The sequence below is a fragment of the Streptomyces sp. NPDC018031 genome (assembly GCF_044327625.1).
Classification (GTDB): Bacteria; Actinomycetota; Actinomycetes; order Streptomycetales; family Streptomycetaceae; genus Streptomyces.
Map to the genome: position 1 here is coordinate 1 of NZ_JBIRFT010000031.1, position 17,867 is coordinate 17,867.

The following is a 17,867-nucleotide window of genomic DNA, read 5'->3' on the forward strand; positions in this document are numbered from 1 at the left end:
TTGCCACCATGCACAACCTCGCCCTGACCGGGTGAAACAGCAGGTCAAGCACAACTCCGGCCTGCCCGAGCCCGACCTTATGCAACACCCTTTAGGCAGTGTCTTCAAATGATCAGCGTTGGTGGATCATGGTGTCGTGATACGTCGCCATGAACTGTCCGATGCAGAGTGGGGGTTCGTCCGGCCGTTGCTGCCCGTGTCGTTGCGGGGGCGGAAGCGGCTGGACGACCGTCGGGTCCTGAACGGGATCGTGTGGAAGTTCCGGACCGGGACGGCCTGGCGGGATGTGCCCGAGCGTTACGGTCCGTGGGCCACGCTGCATACGCGTTTTCGCAGGTGGGCGGCGGACGGGACGTTCTACCGGATGCTCCGGGCCGCCCGGGCGAAGGCGGACGCGGCGGGCGACATCGAGTGGCTGGTGTCCGTCGATTCCACGATCCTCCGGGCCCACCAGCATGCGGCGGGGGCCCGAAAAGGGGGCTCCGCGACCCGGCCCTCGGCCGGTCCAGAGGCGGTCTGACCAGCAAGATTCACCTGGCCTGTGACGGCCGAGGCCTTCCGCTCGCCTTCGTCATCACGGGCGGCAACACCAACGACTGCACCCGGTTCACCGCCGTGATGGAAGCGATCCGGGTGCCCCGGATCGGACCGGGACGACCCCGCACCCGGCCCGATCACGTCCTGGGCGACAAGGGCTACAGCTCGAAGGCGATCCGCGCCTGGCTCCGCCGCAAGGGCATCGCCCACACGATTCCCGAGCGGGCCGACCAGGTCAGCAACCGGGACCGGCGAGGCAGCCGCGGTGGCCGCCCGCCGGCCTTCGACCGCGAGGTCTACAAGCACCGCAACGTCGTGGAACGGTGCTTCAACCGCCTGAAGCAATGGCGGGGCATCGCCACCCGCTACGACATCGAGCGGCCGGTGTCGGTCACCGCATGCACCGCCCCAAAACAGTCGCGTGGCGTGGCGACGGGCGGCGTTGCACCTGCTGGACGGTAGGGGGGCGCGGAGCTGGAGCGGCTCCGGTCCTCGCCGGCCCGGGCAGTGCGCGTACTACTCCTTGTGTTGCGGCTCTGCCCCCGGTGGTGTGCTCCTTAGCGGGCCGTGGCGGTCAAACGGTCGGCGTCGGCTTGATGGTGAGGAATTCGCCGGCGGGCGGTGCCAGCAGTCGGACGTTCGGGTTGTGGCTGAGCTTCGCGATCTCGGTGTGCCGGGCGTCGGGCAGGACCGCGCCGGCGGCGCGGGCTGCGGTGCGGAGAAGGGCGTCACTGCGGCCGCCGCAGAGGACGAGGACGGGCACCTGCACGCTGACCCAGTCGGACGGGGCGAGCGGCTCCCCGCGCATATGCTCGGCCATGACCGCCCAGTCGTGCGGGGTGGAGTTGGCCACAGCGGTGAGCTTGGACCACATCGGGGTGATCCGCATCAGGCCGACGAACGGTGCGGGGATGCCCATGGCTTTGGTCATGAAGTAGCGGACGGTCTGGCCGCGGCGGTTGTCGGCGACCAGTTGGTGGAGTGTGGCGGTGAGGTCCGGCGGCGGCACGTGGCGGGTGCGGTCGACGACAAACGGCGGCTCGAACGCGACAACTCGGGTGATGCCAGGGATCTGTCCGGCGGCGGTCGCCCGCAGCGCGAGCACCGCGCCGGAGGACCAGCCGAACAGCGCCGCCGAGCCGCCTTCGGCGGCGACCAGTGCGGTGAGGTCGTCGATCTCTTGCGCGGCGTCGTAGCGGCCTGGGGTGTCGCTGCTGTCGCCGCGTCCGCGGCGGTCGTAGTTGACGACGGTCAGGTCGTACTCGGCAGCCAGCACCTGTGCCAGATCCACCATCTTCGGGAACATCCGGTAACTGAAGGCGCCGCCGACGAGGATGACGGTTCCTTGGCTGCGGCCCGTCGGGGTGTACCGGTCGTACGTGATGGTGGTGCCGTCGGCGGAGGTGACCTTGTGCGTGGTGCTCATCAAAGCTCCTGTATCTGTTTTCCGGTGGTTCGCGGCGCTCGCGGGCCAGCCTCGACGGCTGTACTGGGTAAGACCAGGCCCGACCGGAAAAGTCATCGCTCTGCCGGAGTTTTTTCCTTCCGAGCAGGACCATGAAGCTGCGGTCCCGGACCGCCGGTGCGTGTCGGCTGCGGCCGCGTTCGTCGACCAGGTCCGCGGGCCCGGCCCGACCGGATGCTGCACCCCAATGCCGCGCACACCAGGGCGACAACCCGGCGATCGTGCCGACGACCTCCGCAGTACTCGCTGAGGCAAGCAGCGCACATGCCGGGACGCGATACCGGCGCTCGCACATCGGGCCCGCTTCATCCGGACGTAGGTCGCCGACGCTGGATCCTCTCCGACCAGCACGGTCGCCAGGCATGGGGCCGTACCGGTGCTCTTTCGGATATCGGCCGCTGCTTGGGACACCTGCTCGACGATGCGGGGCCCGCCTCGTCGTCGCCGGCCCCGTACGCCCCGGCCGCCTACGACGCTCCCGGCCGCGACCGGCGGCCGGTACGTCACCGTCGCCTACACCGCCACCCTGCCCTCGCCCCTCCCGCTGGCAGGGGACGACGCCACCGCCGCCCGCTGGTGTCCCCTGGACGCCCTCCCCGACCTCGCGTTCGACCACGCCGAGGTCCTCGCGGACGCCGCGGCCCGCTGACATGACCGCACGCCTTCGCGCCGCCCTGCTGCTCCCGCCGTCCCGCTCGCCGCGGCGACGGCGGCCGCCATGCTCAAGGCCGCCCACCTCAAGCTCCACGCCGACCGGCACCGCATCGAGATCACCGCCCAGCCCCGGCCTAACTGCCCGCACTGCCACGGCGACGGCGGCTGGTGGACCGGCGACCCGTTCCCGGAGACGGAGGCGTGCGGCTGCTGGGCCGACCGGCGCCAGCTGGGCATCCGGCTCCTGCCGGTCCGGCACCCCTGGCCGGACGAGCCACCGTTCTGAACGGCCCGACCCCGGCCGGTCCAGTCCAGCACGAGGTTGCTTCCGCGCGCGGTGCGTTCGAGGTAAGGGGAGCCGGCCCGTAGGACCAGTTCGATGCCTTCCTGCGCCAGGGTAACCGTGGGCAGTGAAGCCTCCGGCGCGTTGCCCCGGCTGCGCGCCAGGGGCAGGAGGACCGCAGGGTTCTCGCTGCTTGCGGGCAGTTCCTCAAGGCCTGCCAGCCGGCCGGGTCGCCGACGCCGAGCAGGGCCGTCCTCCGGTTGACCGCTACAGCAGTACGGGCGGTGTCATCACCGGCCTCCGCGGCTTCCTCAGCCCGCATCGCCCGCCGGGCGGCCGGAGCCCGGAAGGAAGGCACCGCGTTCGTGATCGCCTCGACATTGCTCAGCGCCGAGCAACCGGAAGTGAACGCCTTGAGGAGCCCGAGTGACCGTCTCGATGGAGGCACATCTTCGCTCGGAGAGCATAGAAATCGTGTATCGGACTTCCATCGAGCGAGCTCGGGGGCAAGGGGCCGCAGGTTGGACGCTGCCGTCCCGACCGGCAAATCTCCAGGCTGGAGGCCGTTTCCGTAGAGATGAGGGGCGGCAGCTTCTTACGCGTCGGTTGGACAAGGCCCCGCTGGCAGTGGTGTCTCCTGGTCTGTTTCCCTGGAGGCGGGGGAGCCGGTGCGACGCTCGGGTAGCGCCCGGAGCCGGATGAGTGGGAGGACGGCGATGAGGAACGAAGAGCGCGGGGCGCAGGAGCAAACGGGGACCTCTGCCGGGACGGAGGACATCGCCGCCCGCAGTGCGGTGCGGCGGGCACAGCTGGGCATGACGGAAGAGGAGCTCGCTCGCAGGGCGGGCATGTCGGTGGCATATCTGCGTCGGCTAGGGTTGCTCGGCGGCGACTTCGACCCGCCCGCCATCCAGCGCGTTGCCGACGCCCTCCGGATGTCCTATGAAGAGCTGGTGGGCGGCCGCCTCGACGCCCCTGCAGGTCAGCGGGGTGCTGCGGCCCACCCGGCGCTCATGCGGTTGAGCGAGGCGGACTGCTGGGAACGGCTGGGTACTCACGGCGTCGGCCGCCTGGGCCTGTCGGCGGCCGACGCGCCGCTGGTGCTGCCGGTGAACTATCTGGTGGATGCCCGGACCGTGGTCTACCGCACGGAGCAGGCAAGCCCTGCGGCGGTCACCGGGGGCACACAGCTGTCCTTCGAGGCGGATCACCTGAGTGAGGGCGACAGCAGCGGCTGGAGTGTGCTCATCGTGGGGACCGCCGAACACCTCACCGATCCCGCGGAAACGGAGGCCTTCGCCGGACGATCCGGATCACAGCCGTGGGCGGGGGGCCCACGCAATCTGTGGATCCGTCTCGTTCCCGATCAGGTGAGCGGCCGGCTCATTCAGCAGCTGTAAGCGGAAGCCTGCAGGGTCGGTTCCCTGAGGCGTCCGAGTGCACGGCCGGCAGGCTCAGCCCTGGTGGGTAGGTCACAGGGCCCGCACCGATCACTGAACGAACGTCTCACTGAACGTCGAGGATCTCATCGACGGGCCGACGGGGAGTCGGGGTCCCTGGCGGGCCGAAGCCGAGGCGGAACACCATCTGCACATGCCCCATCGCCGAGACAGGCTCGCGGGCGGACCAGCGCAGGTCCGGCCATTCTAGGGCCTGGGAGGTGAGGGAGGTGGCCAGGCCGTTGAGCGTTGCCACCAGCAGGACGCGTTGCATTGCCTGGCCGGCCCGCAGCCAGTCCTCCGGCTCGTCCCCTGCCGTCCCCAGCAGTGCCAGCTGAGGTGTCGCCTCGAAGGTGGCGCTCGGTCTGTCGGCCGCGTGCCGACCGGCGGTGAAGTCGCGGACCGGAGCCCTTCCGTCCCATCTGCGCGGCCCCAGGGCATCGGCGGGGATACCGTCGGTGGGCGGCTCACCGGCGGCAGGCTCCTCCGTGCGGACCCAGCGCGCCACCTCTCCCTTCGCTGCGGGGTCGGATGCTTCCTGCCGCTCCGCGTCCTGGACGAGATCAAGGAGCGACCCGGCGTGCCATGCGGAGGGGAACACCAGCTGTGTGCCTTCTCGCCGGGCGGCGTGTGCAAGGGCGTCTCTCACCGTTTCGGGGACGGGGCGGTCCTCGAAGGGCTCCCGGCTGGTGTGCCGCCGGTGGATGCCCGGGTACAGCGATGCCAGTTCGCCCGGCGGACCGGCTGGTTCAGCGAGTCGGACGGCGGCGAGCAGGTGCCGCTGACCGGGGTCGGGCAGCAAGCGGTGTTCCGGTCCCCAGCCCGCGTGCGTCGCGGCGACACGTAGGTTGAACAGGGCAGCAGCGCAGCCGAGGTGCGTGCCCCGGCCGGTGGGATCGGTGTGTGGGAGGGTGCGCTCGGGATCGATACGCAGCTCGAATGTGGAGGTACCGCTGAGGAAGCGGAACCGCCAGGGCTGCGCGTTGTGCATCGACGGGGCGGCTGCGGCGTCGCGTACGAGAGCGGCCACGGTCTCGCGGTCCAGCGGTTCGGGCACCGGTGCCTCCCTTCGGCCGGTCGTGCGCAATGCCGCGTTTTCCACGATAGGTGGCTCCGGCGACCGTCGCCGTGCGGCTGGGGCCGGTCGCAGGGAGGCCCGCGGCGAGGTGCGGGCCGAGCGCCGTCCACCCGGCGGGGGCCGCCGTGCGTCCGGTCCGGGCGCCTTCTAGCGTGGGGATGCAGATCGGCAGCGGTCACCGGAGGCGTCGATTGGGCGGCGAGCGACCTGGTCCGCCGGCACCGGGCGGCACGGGACTGTCGGAGGAGGAGGCCGCGCGGCAGCTGGCGGCCTGGGGCCCGAACGTAGTAGTTGTAGAGCGTCGTACTCCTGTTTGGCGACGCGTGGTGCGGCAGCTGCGCGATCCGTTGATCGTCGTGTTGCTGGTGGCGGCGGTGCTCACCGTCGTCACCGGCGACCTGACCGACACGGTGGTGATCGTGCTGGTGATCACGGTGAACACCGTGGTCGGCGTCGTCCAGGAGGTGCGGGCCGAGCAGGCAGTCGCGGCCCTGTCGGCGATGAGTGCCCCGGCAGCCCGCGTCGTCCGTGGTGGTACGACGCGTTCGGTGCGGTCGGCCGACGTGGTCCCCGGTGATGTGGCGCTGCTCGGTGAGGGCGACATCGTGCCGGCCGATGGCGAGGTACTGGAAGCGGCCCAGTGGCTGCTGGACGAGTCGTCCCTGACCGGTGAGTCCGTCCCGGTGGAGAAGACGCCGTACGCCGGACCGGGGGAGGGCGTGGTGTCGGCCGGAACGGTCGTGGTGCGTGGCCGTGGTGTGGTCCGGGTCACCGCGACGGGTCCGCACAGCGCGCTGGGCAGGATCGCGGCGCTGTTGGGCGGCGAACCGGAGCTGACCCCCCTCCAGCGCCGCCTGGTGCGCTTCGGGAAGATCCTGGCTCTCGTGACGTTGGTGCTGTGCGCGGTCGTGCTGGCCCTCGGACTGGCTCGAGGCCAGCCGGCGGAGCTGATGGTGGTGGCGGCCATCAGTCTGGCGGTGGCAGCCGTGCCCGAGTCCCTGCCGGCGGTGGTGACTCTCGCCCTGGCGCTGGGCGCCCGGCGGATGGCAGAGCGACAGGCGATCGTGCCCGTCGCCTCCCAGGTGATGCGCGCACCGCCGCGGCCACCGGAGGAGAGCGTGCTGGGTGCCGGACTGTGGGTCCGCATCCTGGCCATGGGCAGCGCCGACGCCCTGATCACGCTCGCCGCCGGAGCCTGGGCCCACCTCGTCGACCGGCCGTGGCAGACGATGGTCTTCATGGTGCTGGGCGCCACCCAGCTGGGCGTGGCCCTGGGCTCCCGCGCCCGTCCCGGCAGCCTGGCCAACCCCTTCCTGCTCGTGGCGGTGGCCGGGTCCCTCGCCCTCCAGGTCACCGGCGTCTACCTGCCGCCCCTGCGCACCCCGCTCGGCACCGAGCCGCTGACCGCCCTCGAGATCGGGATCAGCTGTGCTCTGTCCGCGCTCGGCTACGCACTGATGCGTCTGCAGGCACGCGTCCGCAAGGACGAGCCCCGTGCCCCACTCCGCGCCGCCGCTTGAGGAAGTTCGCCCGCCGGAGGCGTGACGGCGAGACGCTCCCGTTCGCCCGGGACGGGATTCCCCATGGCCGTCACTTCACGGCTAGCCAGGCGCGCCTGCCCGCACCACTGGCCGGGCGGGCCCGTCGAAGGACGTGCCCGCTGGGGCTCGGCGAACCGTCGTCCGCGCCTTGGCTACTGGAACGCTTCGTGGATCTGCCGCTCGGTGGCCGCGTGTGAGACCACGAGCAGTTCGTCTCCGGGACACAGCCGCTGGCCGGGCACGGGGATGGCCCTGGTCGTCCAGCAGGTCGAGCCGGGAGCCGGTCACCACGGCGGGCCGACGGCGCACCATGCCGACCCGGCGCGCCACTGCCTCCGCGGTCAGCCGGGTTCTCTGGGGGCGACCGTGTGGCGCGAGGCGAGTGGAGACCACTTTTTGTGCAGCTCAGCGCCGGTGCGATCGACGCTATCGTGCGCAACAGGTGTGGCGCCACTGTCGGGTCGCCAGGCAGGGTTGCCGAGTCGGCAGCAGAGGTTCAGTGTCAGTCTTCGGAGTCCTCCTCGCCGGTCTCTGAGGCCAGCGGCACAGGAGTAGCGACCAGCAGCAGTACGGCAAACACCAGGGGAGCGACTATTTGGTACCCGATCCACACCTCACCCCCGGCGCTGCCGTCCTGCCATGCCATCAGTAAGCCGACAAGCGCCGTCAGCCCCCAGCCGCTGTCGTAGGCGACCATGAGCCGCATGTAGGTGGGGATCGGGCGGCTGCGCACAAACTTGATCTCGATCCCGCCACCGATCAGCAGGGCGACGCCGGAGACGACCATCAACCAGGCGGACACGCTCAGCAGATCGCCAAGCCAGGAAGCGCCAAACAAGTAGGCGGCACCGAGCAGCACCTTGAAGACACCGTCGGCGACGATCCCCGCCAAGCGGCGCGTCGCCGGCGGTGTCACAGCCTGGGCCTGCGTCATGAGCGTTCCTCTCTGATGCCTGTCCTACTCCCGTAACTTCGTTACTAGAATAATGGAATTATGAGAATGACGAGAGCGGAAACCAAGGAACGCAACCGCCGCGCCCTGCTGGACGCTGCCTTCCAAGTCGTCTCCCGGGATGGGCACCGCGCCAGGCTCGACGAGATCGCCGAGCAGGCCGGCCTGACGACCGGCGCTGTCTACTCACTGTTCGGCAGCAAGGGAGGCCTGGTGGCAGCCTTGGTCACCGACTACCTGCGGCCGCACTACCAAGAGATCGAGCAGGCGATTCCCACAGAAATGGATCTCCTGGAAGCGGTTGAAGCCTTCGCCCGGTACTACCGGCGCAGCTGCGATGCCCCGGCCGCGATCTCTGCCCTGTCGTTGCAGATCACCCTGCTGGACATGGCCCTGCACGATCCCGAACTCGGTTCCCAGCTCGCCATGTCCGTCCAGACGCAGGAGAACCACCTGATCGCGTTGTTCACCGGCAGATCGCACAAGGGGAAAGCCGTGACGCCGCATCAGGCACAACGTCTGGTTACCGCGCTCAGGGCACTGTTCGTCGGTCTCACGCAGGGAGTCATTCTGGGCCTCGCCCCCGGGGCCGACGAGCAGTACTTCGCCGACACCGCCTGCGCTCTGGTGTCCAACGCGACCCTCATCGATCAGGACGTCGACGCCCCTGCGTGATTCGGCCGCGTTGGTTCAGGGCTCTGGTCAGATCTCGGTTGGCCTCCCTCGCGGCATCGAGATCAGACCGGGCCTCCTCCAACGCGGAAGTCAGTTCGACGTTGTGCTGCTCCAGCCTCGTGATCTTCCGCTGGAGCTCGTCGATGTCCGCTGGGGCTCCGAGCCCTGACTACTGCCATGCCTGAGTTCCCAGCGCCTGCGACAGCCGCTTCTCCAATTGCTGAACGCGGGCGGTCAGGCGAGCGTTGCGAGCTTGGGTGTTCGCGAAGTCGGCCTGAAGCGAGGCCCGGCTCACCGGTGAAGTGCCTGCTGGGTCTTGAGCCGCAGGTTCGAGCTCGGCCGCGTGCACGATCTCCAAGAGGTCGCGGTGTCGGTAGAGGAAGCTGCGATCGACTCCGGCCTGCCGGGCGATGGCCGGGACGCTGATGGGCGGGCCGTTCCGCGCGGCGTTCTTCACTGCGGTGGCGACCCGCTGGCGGCGCCGCTCGGTGTCGGCCTGGCGGCCGCGCGCATGGCGGAATCACGGAAGCCTCGGGTCCTCGCCCCGAGGTGGCCAGCGCAGCGAACACCGCGTCCGGCGCGAGGCTCTGCGCAACTGGTGCCTGGTCCGCCCGCGGCTCGCCGCCCGGCGTGGAGACGTCCTGAGCGGTGCGCATCAGCCGTACGGGCGGCGGTCGCGCCCGGAGCCGGTGGTCACGGTTGCAAGGCATACGTAGGGCAAGGACAGGATCCGATCACCATCGGCTAGCTATCGTCGGTGGTGTACCGGAGGTGCTCCGCCACGGACACCACACCGTCCACACCCCGGCACAGCTGTACGACGACCGGGATCAGGCTGCGTGCCGGGACGGAACCGGTCAGAGTGACCTGGCCCTCCCTGACTTCCACGGAGACTTCCGACGGCGCCAGGCGCATGGTGCGGCGCAGCAGGTCCGTATGGATCTCCTCCCGAATGGCGTCATCGGTCCGCAGGAAGACCCGCAGCAGGTCGCCGCGGCTGACGATGCCCTGGAGACGGTCCGCCTCGTCCACCACCGGCAGGCGCTTGATGCCGTGGACAGCCATCAGCCGGGCGGCCTCCACCACCGTCCACTCCGGGCGCGCGCACACCGCCGGGGCGGACATGATCTCCTCCGCCCGGGCGCCTTCGGCCTGGATACGCTCCCACGCCTCCGGGTGTGGCAGGACGATCCGGCCCGAGGGGTCCGGCTGGTCCGCCGCCTTGCGTAGCAGGTCGGCTTCCGAGATCACCCCGATGGGACGGTCCAGGTTGTCCACGACCGGTACGGCGGTGACCTCGTTGTCCGCAAGGAGCCTGGCGACCTCCTTGAACGGCATCTGGGGCCGTGCGCGGACAACCGACCTGGTCATGAGCTCGCCGACGGTGCGGTGGTGCATGGTGCGATCCCTTCGACGTTCACGGCTGCTTCGGCCCTCCGGGCGGTGCCGCTACCCCGATGTGCGCCTCCACGTCGACAACGCCCTCCACTCCCCGCACCAGCCGTACGACGATGGGGATGAGGCCGGCTTCACGGACCTGACCTGCCAGCGTGACCACGCCGTCCGACACGCTCATTCGCAGGTCTCCGAAGGTGTGGAGGGGATCGGCGAGGAGGACACCGCGAACTTCGCCCTGAAGGTCTTCGTCGGAGCGCAGGAAGACCTGGAGCAGATCAGCCCTGCTGACGATGCCGCACAGTTTGGCCTCGCTGTCGACCACGGGCAGCCGCTTCACGCCTCGTATCGCCATGGTCCGGGCAGCCTCCGCCACGGTGGCGTCCGCATGCACCGTGACCACGGGGCTGCTCATCAGTTCCTCGGCCGTCACCGCGCGGGCCTTCGCCATCTCCGCGAGGCGCTGCCGCGCCATCTCCGGCCGCTCCAGCACCTGGTCGCGGAACTCCTCCTTGGGGAGTAGGTCCGCCTCCGATACCACACCTATGACGCGACCCTCGCCTTCCAGAACCGGAACCGCGCTGACCTTCCAGCGCCCCATGATCTCGACGATCTCCTTGAACGAGGCGTCGCGGCCCACGGCGACGACCGTCCGCGTCATCACGTCGCTGATCCTGCGCGGCGACTCGGCCATAGGGACTCCTCGCACGGAAACCGGTACCGCGGACTACCCGGAAGGGGACGGCTGATCGCGCCGCCGCCTTCGATCCCAGCTCCCCCTTTTGAAGATACGGAGTCCCCGGCGAGGCGCCACCCGAGGTTGCGCCGCCCCGCCGTCCGGGCGACGGAGGCCGGCCCGGCCCTATGGGTGGGGCGGTCTCGGTCCCGTACCGGGTTGCCCGAGCGCGTGGCGAACGTGCTCGGCGAGGGCCGACAGCCGCTCCGAGAGGACAGCGCGAGGGGCCAGTGGACCGTCGATCCTGCGAGCATCGGCGGGCAGCTCGGCGAGGTCCGCCTGGAAACGGGCACGGGCGTCGTCAAGCCTGTCCCTGGCCCCGGTACGGCGTCCGCCCCGCATCACCGTTTCCAGCAGGGGGCGGGCGTGCGCCGGTGGTGGTTCGTCCGCAAGGGCGATCACGTCGAGGTCACCAGGTCGCCGGTAGATCTGTTTCCGGCCCGGGGCGGTGATTTTCCCGGACGACAGCTTCATCAGCGGACGGCCGTCGTAGTCCACGATCTTGTAGGCGGAGTCCAGGAACGGGGCGTCGGCGGACACTCCCACCCGGGTCCCGACCGCATACACGTCGATCGGCGCACCGGAGCGGACCAGCCGGTCCACCGTGTACTCGTCCAGACCTCCACTGGCGATGATCCGGACCCCGGGCAGACCTGCGCGGTCCAGAATGCGGCGGGACCGGGCCGCCAGGTCGCCCAGGTCGCCGCTGTCGAGCCGGACGGCCGAGCCGGGGCCGCGGTCGAGATCGCGCAGCACCCGGGTGGCGACTCGCACCCCCTGTTCCGTGTCATAGGTGTCCACGAGCAGGACGAGTGGGCCGTCATGAGCCCGTGCGAAGGCGTGGAAAGCCTGCTCCTCCGATGCGAAGACCTCCACGTAGGAATGGGCCATGGTGCCAACGGCGGGCAGTCCGACACGGGCCGAGGCCGCCACGTTGCTGGTGCCCGAGAATCCGGTGAGAGATGCCGCCCGGGCGGCATGGAAGCCTGCCTGCGTGCCGTGGGTGCGGCGCAGCGAGAAGTCGACCACGGGCCTGCCCGCTGCCGCGATGACACAGCGGGCCGCCTTCGAGGCAAGGGCGGTCTGATGGCTGAGGCGGTTGAGGAGGGCCGTTTCGACCAGCTGCGCCACGGGCAGGGAAGCGGTCACCTCCAGCAGCGGTTCCCCGCCGAAGACAAGCCTGCCCTCGGGGACGGCCCGCACCTCCCCGTCGAAGGGAAGCTCCCGCAAGGCGGCCAGGTCCTGCGGCGACCTGCCGAGCGCCTCGGCGAAGGCCTCGGTGTCCTCCGGAGTCACACGGAAGCCGGAGAGCAGATCCAGGGCATCCTCCAGCCCGGCAGCGACCAGGAAGCCCCTACCGGGCGGCAGCTCACGGACGAACAGGCTGAACGTCGCCGGCCGGGTCATGCCCTCCCGCAGGTACGACATCGCCATGGTGACCTCGTACAGGTCGGTGGTCGTCACATCCGACATCCGCGCCTCACCTTTCGGAGCCCGCCGTGGCCAGGTGTCCCGGTCCGCTTCCCGGCGCCGGTGGGATTCCTGGGGAGTGGTGTCACTGGTCCGTGTGGTTCGCCGGCCCCCGCCGCTGCAGGCGTCCCCCTCCGTCGCGGTCCGCTCAGCCGCGAACGACGGTCAGGTCGAGAAAGTGTGTGGAGCACGAAATGCAGGGGTCGTGGTTGCGAATTCCCCGCTCGCACAGTGCCGTGAGCTCGGTGTCGCCAGGGTCACCGGCGGCGAGTGCGGCCTGCGTGAGGCGACGCAGGTCCTCCTCGATCGCGCGCTGGTTCTGTGCGGTGGGTGGCACCAGGCGTGCGTCGGTCACGGTGCCCTGGCCGTCGAGGACGTACCGGTGATACAGGAGTCCGCGAGGCGCCTCGGTGGCTCCGTGCCCGGTGGCGGCGCGCGGGGGCACCGGCACGTGAGGCCGGGCAGGGGACTCGTAGCCGTCGATGATGCGCAACGCCTCGTCGACCGCGTAGAGGACTTCCACTGCTCGGATCACGATGGTGCGGAAGGGGTTGCGGCAGTCCCCGTCCAGCCCGGCAAGGTGCGCCGCCTCACGGGCGAGCGGCGACAGCCGGGTGCCGCTGATGGCGTACCTGGCCAGTGAGCCGGTCAGGTAACGGCGGCCGTCCAGTCCGGCGTGCAGCGCCGTGGAGTGCGGCACCTGCTCCTCGGTCACGTGGCTGCCGAACGCCGTCACGGGGAAGGTGCGGGGCTGGGCCTCGCCGTCGCGCAGTACGGTGGGAACCCCGTCGTCGATGGCGTAGCGGTCCGGCTCGGAGAGGGCGAACAGGTCGTGGTCGGTCCGGGCTTCGGGGAAGTCGAAGCCGGCCACCCAGCGGACCGTCTCCCACGCGTCGTCCCGTGCGCGGCGTAGCCGCTCGGCGAGGGGGCGCAGCTCGGCAGGGGTGGGCGCCCGGTGGAAACCGCCGAGGCGGACATTGATCGGGTGGATGGCCCGACCACCGAGCAGTTCCATGACCGCGTTCCCAACCTGCTTCAGTCGCAGTCCGCGCTCGACGTGCTCGCGGTGGGTCTTCGCCAGGCCGACGGCCCCTTCGCAGCCGAGGAAGTCCGGCGCGTGCAGCAGGTAGATGTGGAGGCTCTGGCTTTCGATCCACTCTCCGCAGTACAGCAACCGCCGCAGCGCGGCGATCGGCGCGTCCACGGTGACCTGACAGGCGTTCTCCACCGCGCGGCAGGCGCTCATCTGATAGGCCACGGGGCAGATGCCGCAGACACGCGAGGTGATGTCAGGCGGCTCTGTGTGCCCGCGGCCACGCAGGAACGCCTCGAAGAAGCGGGGCGGTTCGTAGATCTGCAGCCTGGCTTCGGTGACCTGGCCGCCGTGGATGCGTAACCGCAGGGCCCCCTCACCTTCGACCCGGGCGAGGGAGGCCACGTGCAGCAGTCGGGAGCCCTTGTGGGTCATGGCGCCACCTCGTCCGCCCGGTCGGCTCGTTCCTGTTCCTCGGCGAAGGCCGTCGCGTTGAAGGTGTGCAGGACCCGTTCGATGTCCCGGTCGTCCATGCCGTCGCTGTGGAGCAGTGGGAGGAGGGACCGGAGATTGGGTGAGCCGGAGGGGCCGAAGCAGCCGTAGCAGCCGCGACCGTAGGCGGGGCAGATGGCTCCGCACCCGGCGTGGGTGACGGGCCCGAGGCAGGGGGTGCCGTGGGCGACGGTAACGCAGACCGTACCGCGTCGCTTGCATTCGAAGCACACGGAGTGGTCGGGGACGTCGGGCCTGCGCCGGGCGAGGAAGGCGGTGATGACCTCCAGTAGCTGTCTGCGGTCGATGGGGCAACCGCGCAGCTCGAAGTCGACGGGGACGTGGTCGCTGACCGGGGTGGAGGTGGCGAGGGTGTCGATGTACTCGGGGCGGGCGTACACGGTGCGGCGGAACTCCTCGGCGTCGGCGAAGTTCCGCAGCGCCTGGATACCGCCTGCCGTGGCGCACGCGCCGATGGTGACGAGATGGCGGGAGGCGGCGCGAATCTGCCGTACCCGCTCCGCGTCCGCGGGTGTGGAGACCGACCCTTCCACGAGGGCGAGGTCATAAGGACCGGGCTCCACCTCGCTGGACGCCTCCAGGAAATGAGCGATGCGAACCTCGCCGGCCAGGGCCAGCAGTTCGTCTTCGCAGTCCAGCAGGGTCAGCTGGCAGCCGTCGCAGGACGCCAGCTTGAACACCGCCAGGGAGGGCCGGGTGTCGGGCGACGGTCCCGTATCGGTCGGGATGGTCATGGTCACAGCTCCCTCACGGTGAGCAGGGGCGCGGCGCGGTCATAGCGGACGACGGGGCCGTCGCGGCACAGCAGCAGCGGCCCCAGCTGGCAGTGACCGCAGTGACCGGTGGCGCAGCGCATGTTGCGTTCCAGGGAGACCTGGACACGGTCGGCCGGCACACCCCGACGCAGCAGGTCCCGGGCGGTGGCCCGCATCATCACCTCGGGGCCGCAGACGAACGCGGTGGTATCCACAGGCTCGAAGACGGCCTGGTCGAGCAGTGCGGTGACGACTCCCACCGAGCCGGCCCACCCCGGACCGAACCGGTCGACGGTGGTGGCCACGTGGCCGCCGGTGACGTCCGCCCACTCCTCGGTCTCGTGGCGGTAGAGCAGGTCCTGCGGGCTGCGGGCGCCGATCAGCACGTTGAGCGTCCGGTAGTCCCCGGCATGGTCCAGCAGGTCGTGGACGAGGGGGCGCAGCGGCGCGAGTCCCAGGCCGCCGGCGATGACCAACACGTCACGGCCGGTCGCGCGGACCGGGTCCCAGCCGCGCCCGAAGGGGCCGCGCACTCCCAGTCGCGCACCCGATGAGAGGCCCCGCAGCGCCGCTGAGACGGCACCCACCGCGCGCACGGTGTGTACCAGCCGGTGCCCGGAGGGCCCGATGCCGCTGACCGAGACGGGGATCTCGCCGACGCCGAACGCATAGAGCATGGCGAACTGCCCCGGGCGGAAGGCGGGCACCGCGTGGCGTACCGGCTCCAGCTCCAGCGTGGCAGTGTCGGCCGTCTCGGCCCACACGCTGACCACACGGTAGGGGAGTGGCGGTCCGGCCGGGAGCGCGGACCCGTTGCGTGGGGCGACCGCGGAATCGGTGGAGTTCACGGCGCGCCTCCGCCACCGGGCGGTCCGTACACATCCAGCAGCCGGATTCTGGTGCCCATCAGCCGCCGCCCGATGGTGTCGGCCACCTGTGCGACGAACGCTTGGCCGAGTTCCGGGTCGGCGGCGCACATGGCGCGGACGGCGGAGGCGTCGAACTCCAGGGCATGGCCGGCGGTCACGGAGATCGCGCCGGTGCGCCAGACATGTGGTGGGAAGAGCCAGGAGAGTCCCAGCAGGTCTCCCGGGCCCACCGTCTCGATCACACGCGTGGTCCCGCGGGGGTCGCGGTGATCCAGCGCGACCGCCCCGCTGCGCATGAGCCAGAACCACTCAGCCGTTCCGCCCTGGACCATCACCCGCGCACCGGCCGGGAAGGAAACCTCCCGAGCGGTCCGCAGCAGCCGTTCCGGAAGCTCGTCCCAGAGTGCGGGGTGCCGGCCGGGCGGCGAACTGAGGCCGGCCATCAGCCGTCCCCGTCTCCGTATGGAGGCGGCGCCCCGCCCGGCTCTCGGGTCTCGGCGTAGAGTGCGGCCGCTTCCTCGGTGATGTCGATGCCGACCGGGCACCAGACGATGCAGCGTCCGCAGCCCACGCAGCCGGAGCTGCCGAACTGGTCGTACCAGGTGCCGAGTTTGTGCGTCATCCACTGCCGGTAGCGGCTGCGCCCTGTGGAGCGGACGGGTGTGCCATGCATGCCGGAGAAGGCGAGGTCGAAGCAGGAGTCCCAGCGCCGCCAGCGCTCGGCGTGGTCGCCGGTGAGGTCGGTGACGTCCTCGGTGGTGGTGCAGAAGCAGGTGGGGCAGGCCATGGTGCAGTTGCCGCACGTCAGGCAGCGCTGCGCGACATCGTTCCAGCGCTCCGCCTCCAGACTGTCGCCCATGAGCTCTCGCAGGCTGACCGGCGGCATGCTGCGTCCCATCCGGTCAGCGGCTCCGGCGACCGCGTCCCGGGCTGCGGAGACTGTGCCGGGATCGGCCGCCGAGTGGGGCAGACCGGCCAGGATGTCGGCGCCTTCCGCGCTGCCCGCCCGGGTGAGGAAACGGTGGCCGGCGTCGTCGACGACCTCGGTCATGGCCAGGTCGTAGCCGCCGTCCGCGGCCGGGCCGGACCCCATGGAGACGCAGAAGCAGGTGGCTCCTGGTTCGGTGCACTCCACGGCGATGAGGAACGCCCCGGTCCGGCGTGCCCGGTAGCCGGTGTCGGTGTGCGGGCCGCCGGTCAGGACGCGGTCCTGAATGGCGATGGCGCGAAGATCGCAGGGACGCACGCCCAGGAAGGCGTAAGAGGGCTGCGGCGCGGCGTCTTCGGCGAACGTCATGTCCCCGTCAGGGGTGCGGTCGGCGCTCCACTGCCGGACCCGCTGCGGATGCAGGTACGACTTCCATGACTGAGGGCCGGCGCTGTGCGCGAACGCCGCCCCGTCGTCCCGCTCGCGCAACCGGTAATGACCGGCTTCCAGTTCCACCCCCCAGCCGTAGGGGAGCTGTGCCGCGGAGTCGAGTTCCTGCAGCACGATGGCTCCGTCCCGGACGGTAGGGCCGATGACCGTGCGACCGCGGGCGGTGAGCGTCTGGATCAGGGCATCCAGACCGCCCCGGTCGAGGACGACCGGGGCGCCGCCCGTACCCTCTGCCGCCTTGTCCATCACACCTCCCGCGTATTCCGCATCTATTTTGTCTGATTTATCGACTAAATGCAGTTTCGTTGAGGGAGGTGTGCGGTGTGAGCGGCCGACCGGGCTCATGTGGTGAGTCTGCGGCGCAGCTCACCGGCCTTCTCTTCCACCCTGGTCGCATGACCGGCCACGGCTCGCCTATCGCACGGTGACGGACATCCCCGTAGGGCGTGCGGTGGGACGGCGGGCACCCGTCTCACCTCCCGGGCCCGGCAGCTGCCGACTCGCCGAGGTGCTCGTCGCGATGCCGGGCGATGTCATCCTCAATGCAACGGACGAGTGGTTCCACCGCCGCGGCCACCGGTGGCGACAGGCCGATGCCCATGCGCTGGTCGGCCCCTTCGACGGCGTAGACGACCAACCGGCGTGGCAGCCGGTCCAGCGCGCGGGCCAGCTCGACCGCCTCTCCCAGTCCCAGCGAGTGCGAACTCGTCGCGCCACCGGAGCCGACAGGGCGATCGGCCAGCTCGACCCGGTGGACCTTTCCGGGGCGGCCGGGGTGCGCGTGCGCGGCGTCGATCACGATCGCCAGATCGGCACCCTCCCACAGGCCGATGAGCCGGCCCGGGTCGCCGTCACACCGGGACACGACCGTCCCGGCAGGTAGCGGGCTGTGGCGTGCGCGCTCTTCCAGGCGGGTCACGGCGATGCAGCCGATGCCGTCGTCGTGGCGGAACTCGTTCCCCACGCCGACCACCGCGATATGTCCCGACCCGGCCATCCACGCTCCCGTATGCCGCTACGGAGATCCCGCCCGGATGCCGCCGGACATCGGAGGCGTGCCCCGGCGCGCGGGACCTCCTCTTCCTCGATCATCG

General features: G+C 70.5%; 17 protein-coding genes and 3 pseudogenes. 6 read left to right on the forward strand and 14 right to left on the reverse strand.

The genetic code is table 11. The annotated features are described in order from the left end of the window. The first annotated feature begins 136 nt into the window (after positions 1-136). Positions 137-999 (forward strand): annotated as a pseudogene (locus ACH4B3_RS33250) (IS5 family transposase). Positions 1,000-1,111: 112 nt separating this feature from the next. On the opposite strand, the gene ACH4B3_RS33255 reads toward ACH4B3_RS33250, so the two are convergent. Together ACH4B3_RS33255 and ACH4B3_RS33260 are read right to left on the reverse strand one after the other, a co-directional pair. Next, positions 1,112-1,963, reverse strand: coding sequence for an alpha/beta fold hydrolase (locus ACH4B3_RS33255; protein ID WP_398469425.1), 852 nt, complete (start codon positions 1,961-1,963; stop codon positions 1,112-1,114). Positions 1,964-2,230: 267 nt separating this feature from the next. Continuing rightward, positions 2,231-2,413: pseudogene (locus ACH4B3_RS33260) on the reverse strand (tetrahydrofolate dehydrogenase/cyclohydrolase catalytic domain-containing protein); the annotation flags it as partial. On the opposite strand from ACH4B3_RS33260, the gene ACH4B3_RS33265 reads away from it, so the two are divergent. From ACH4B3_RS33265 to ACH4B3_RS33275, 3 genes are all read left to right on the forward strand, one after another. Next, entirely contained in the window at positions 2,379-2,651 is a 273-nt protein-coding gene (locus tag ACH4B3_RS33265) for a hypothetical protein (RefSeq protein ID WP_398469433.1), read from the forward strand. The pseudogene ACH4B3_RS33260 and the gene ACH4B3_RS33265 sit on opposite strands and share 35 nt — an antisense overlap. 69 nt (positions 2,652-2,720) lie before the next feature. Then, positions 2,721-2,942, forward strand: coding sequence for a hypothetical protein (locus tag ACH4B3_RS33270; protein ID WP_398469435.1), 222 nt, complete (start codon positions 2,721-2,723; stop codon positions 2,940-2,942). Between the two features lie 713 nt (positions 2,943-3,655). Beyond that, positions 3,656-4,339 (forward strand): helix-turn-helix domain-containing protein, encoded by a 684-nt coding sequence (locus ACH4B3_RS33275; RefSeq protein WP_398469356.1) that lies wholly within the window; start codon positions 3,656-3,658, stop codon positions 4,337-4,339. Between the two features lie 106 nt (positions 4,340-4,445). On the opposite strand, the gene ACH4B3_RS33280 is transcribed toward ACH4B3_RS33275, so the two are convergent. Further along, on the reverse strand, positions 4,446-5,435 hold the full coding sequence (locus ACH4B3_RS33280; protein WP_398469358.1) for an Acg family FMN-binding oxidoreductase: 990 nt from the start codon (positions 5,433-5,435) through the stop codon (positions 4,446-4,448). A gap of 179 nt (positions 5,436-5,614) precedes the next feature. On the opposite strand from ACH4B3_RS33280, the gene ACH4B3_RS33285 reads away from it, so the two are divergent. Then, positions 5,615-6,976, forward strand: coding sequence for an HAD-IC family P-type ATPase (locus ACH4B3_RS33285; protein ID WP_398469427.1), 1,362 nt, complete (start codon positions 5,615-5,617; stop codon positions 6,974-6,976). 523 nt (positions 6,977-7,499) lie between these two features. Here the strand turns inward: ACH4B3_RS33285 and ACH4B3_RS33290 are convergent. Beyond that, positions 7,500-7,931, reverse strand: a complete 432-nt coding sequence (locus tag ACH4B3_RS33290) for a hypothetical protein (RefSeq protein ID WP_398469360.1) — start codon at positions 7,929-7,931, stop codon at positions 7,500-7,502. 66 nt (positions 7,932-7,997) lie between these two features. Between ACH4B3_RS33290 and ACH4B3_RS33295 the strand changes: the two genes are divergently transcribed. Further along, a complete protein-coding gene (locus tag ACH4B3_RS33295; protein ID WP_398469361.1) occupies positions 7,998-8,624 on the forward strand; it encodes a TetR/AcrR family transcriptional regulator in 627 nt (208 codons plus the stop codon). Positions 8,625-8,793: 169 nt separating this feature from the next. Here ACH4B3_RS33295 and ACH4B3_RS33300 read toward each other — a convergent pair. From ACH4B3_RS33300 to ACH4B3_RS33345, 10 genes and pseudogenes are all read right to left on the reverse strand, one after another. Beyond that, positions 8,794-9,111: pseudogene (locus tag ACH4B3_RS33300) on the reverse strand (DUF6262 family protein); the annotation flags it as partial. 257 nt (positions 9,112-9,368) lie between these two features. After that, positions 9,369-10,022 (reverse strand): CBS domain-containing protein, encoded by a 654-nt coding sequence (locus ACH4B3_RS33305; RefSeq protein ID WP_398469363.1) that lies wholly within the window; start codon positions 10,020-10,022, stop codon positions 9,369-9,371. Between the two features lie 19 nt (positions 10,023-10,041). Next, positions 10,042-10,713 carry a CBS domain-containing protein gene (locus ACH4B3_RS33310; protein WP_398469365.1) on the reverse strand — a complete coding sequence of 224 codons (672 nt, stop codon included), beginning with the start codon at positions 10,711-10,713 and terminating at the stop codon, positions 10,042-10,044. A gap of 168 nt (positions 10,714-10,881) precedes the next feature. Continuing rightward, on the reverse strand, positions 10,882-12,228 hold the full coding sequence (locus tag ACH4B3_RS33315) for a nicotinate phosphoribosyltransferase (RefSeq protein ID WP_398469367.1): 1,347 nt from the start codon (positions 12,226-12,228) through the stop codon (positions 10,882-10,884). 145 nt (positions 12,229-12,373) lie between these two features. After that, positions 12,374-13,693 (reverse strand): Ni/Fe hydrogenase subunit alpha, encoded by a 1,320-nt coding sequence (locus tag ACH4B3_RS33320; RefSeq protein WP_398469369.1) that lies wholly within the window; start codon positions 13,691-13,693, stop codon positions 12,374-12,376. After that, positions 13,690-14,505 carry an oxidoreductase gene (locus tag ACH4B3_RS33325; protein ID WP_398469371.1) on the reverse strand — a complete coding sequence of 272 codons (816 nt, stop codon included), beginning with the start codon at positions 14,503-14,505 and terminating at the stop codon, positions 13,690-13,692. The genes ACH4B3_RS33320 and ACH4B3_RS33325 overlap by 4 nt, the downstream gene beginning before the upstream one ends. 2 nt (positions 14,506-14,507) lie before the next feature. Further along, on the reverse strand, positions 14,508-15,374 hold the full coding sequence (locus tag ACH4B3_RS33330) for an FAD/NAD(P)-binding protein (protein WP_398469372.1): 867 nt from the start codon (positions 15,372-15,374) through the stop codon (positions 14,508-14,510). Beyond that, positions 15,371-15,838: a cyclic nucleotide-binding domain-containing protein gene (locus ACH4B3_RS33335; RefSeq protein WP_398469374.1), complete on the reverse strand. Its 468-nt coding sequence runs from the start codon at positions 15,836-15,838 to the stop codon at positions 15,371-15,373. The genes ACH4B3_RS33330 and ACH4B3_RS33335 overlap by 4 nt, the downstream gene beginning before the upstream one ends. Then, positions 15,838-17,019, reverse strand: a complete 1,182-nt coding sequence (locus tag ACH4B3_RS33340) for a 4Fe-4S dicluster domain-containing protein (RefSeq protein WP_398469376.1) — start codon at positions 17,017-17,019, stop codon at positions 15,838-15,840. The genes ACH4B3_RS33335 and ACH4B3_RS33340 overlap by 1 nt, the downstream gene beginning before the upstream one ends. Before the next feature lie 226 nt (positions 17,020-17,245). Beyond that, on the reverse strand, positions 17,246-17,770 hold the full coding sequence (locus ACH4B3_RS33345; RefSeq protein ID WP_398469378.1) for a hydrogenase maturation protease: 525 nt from the start codon (positions 17,768-17,770) through the stop codon (positions 17,246-17,248). Positions 17,771-17,867 lie beyond the last annotated feature (97 nt).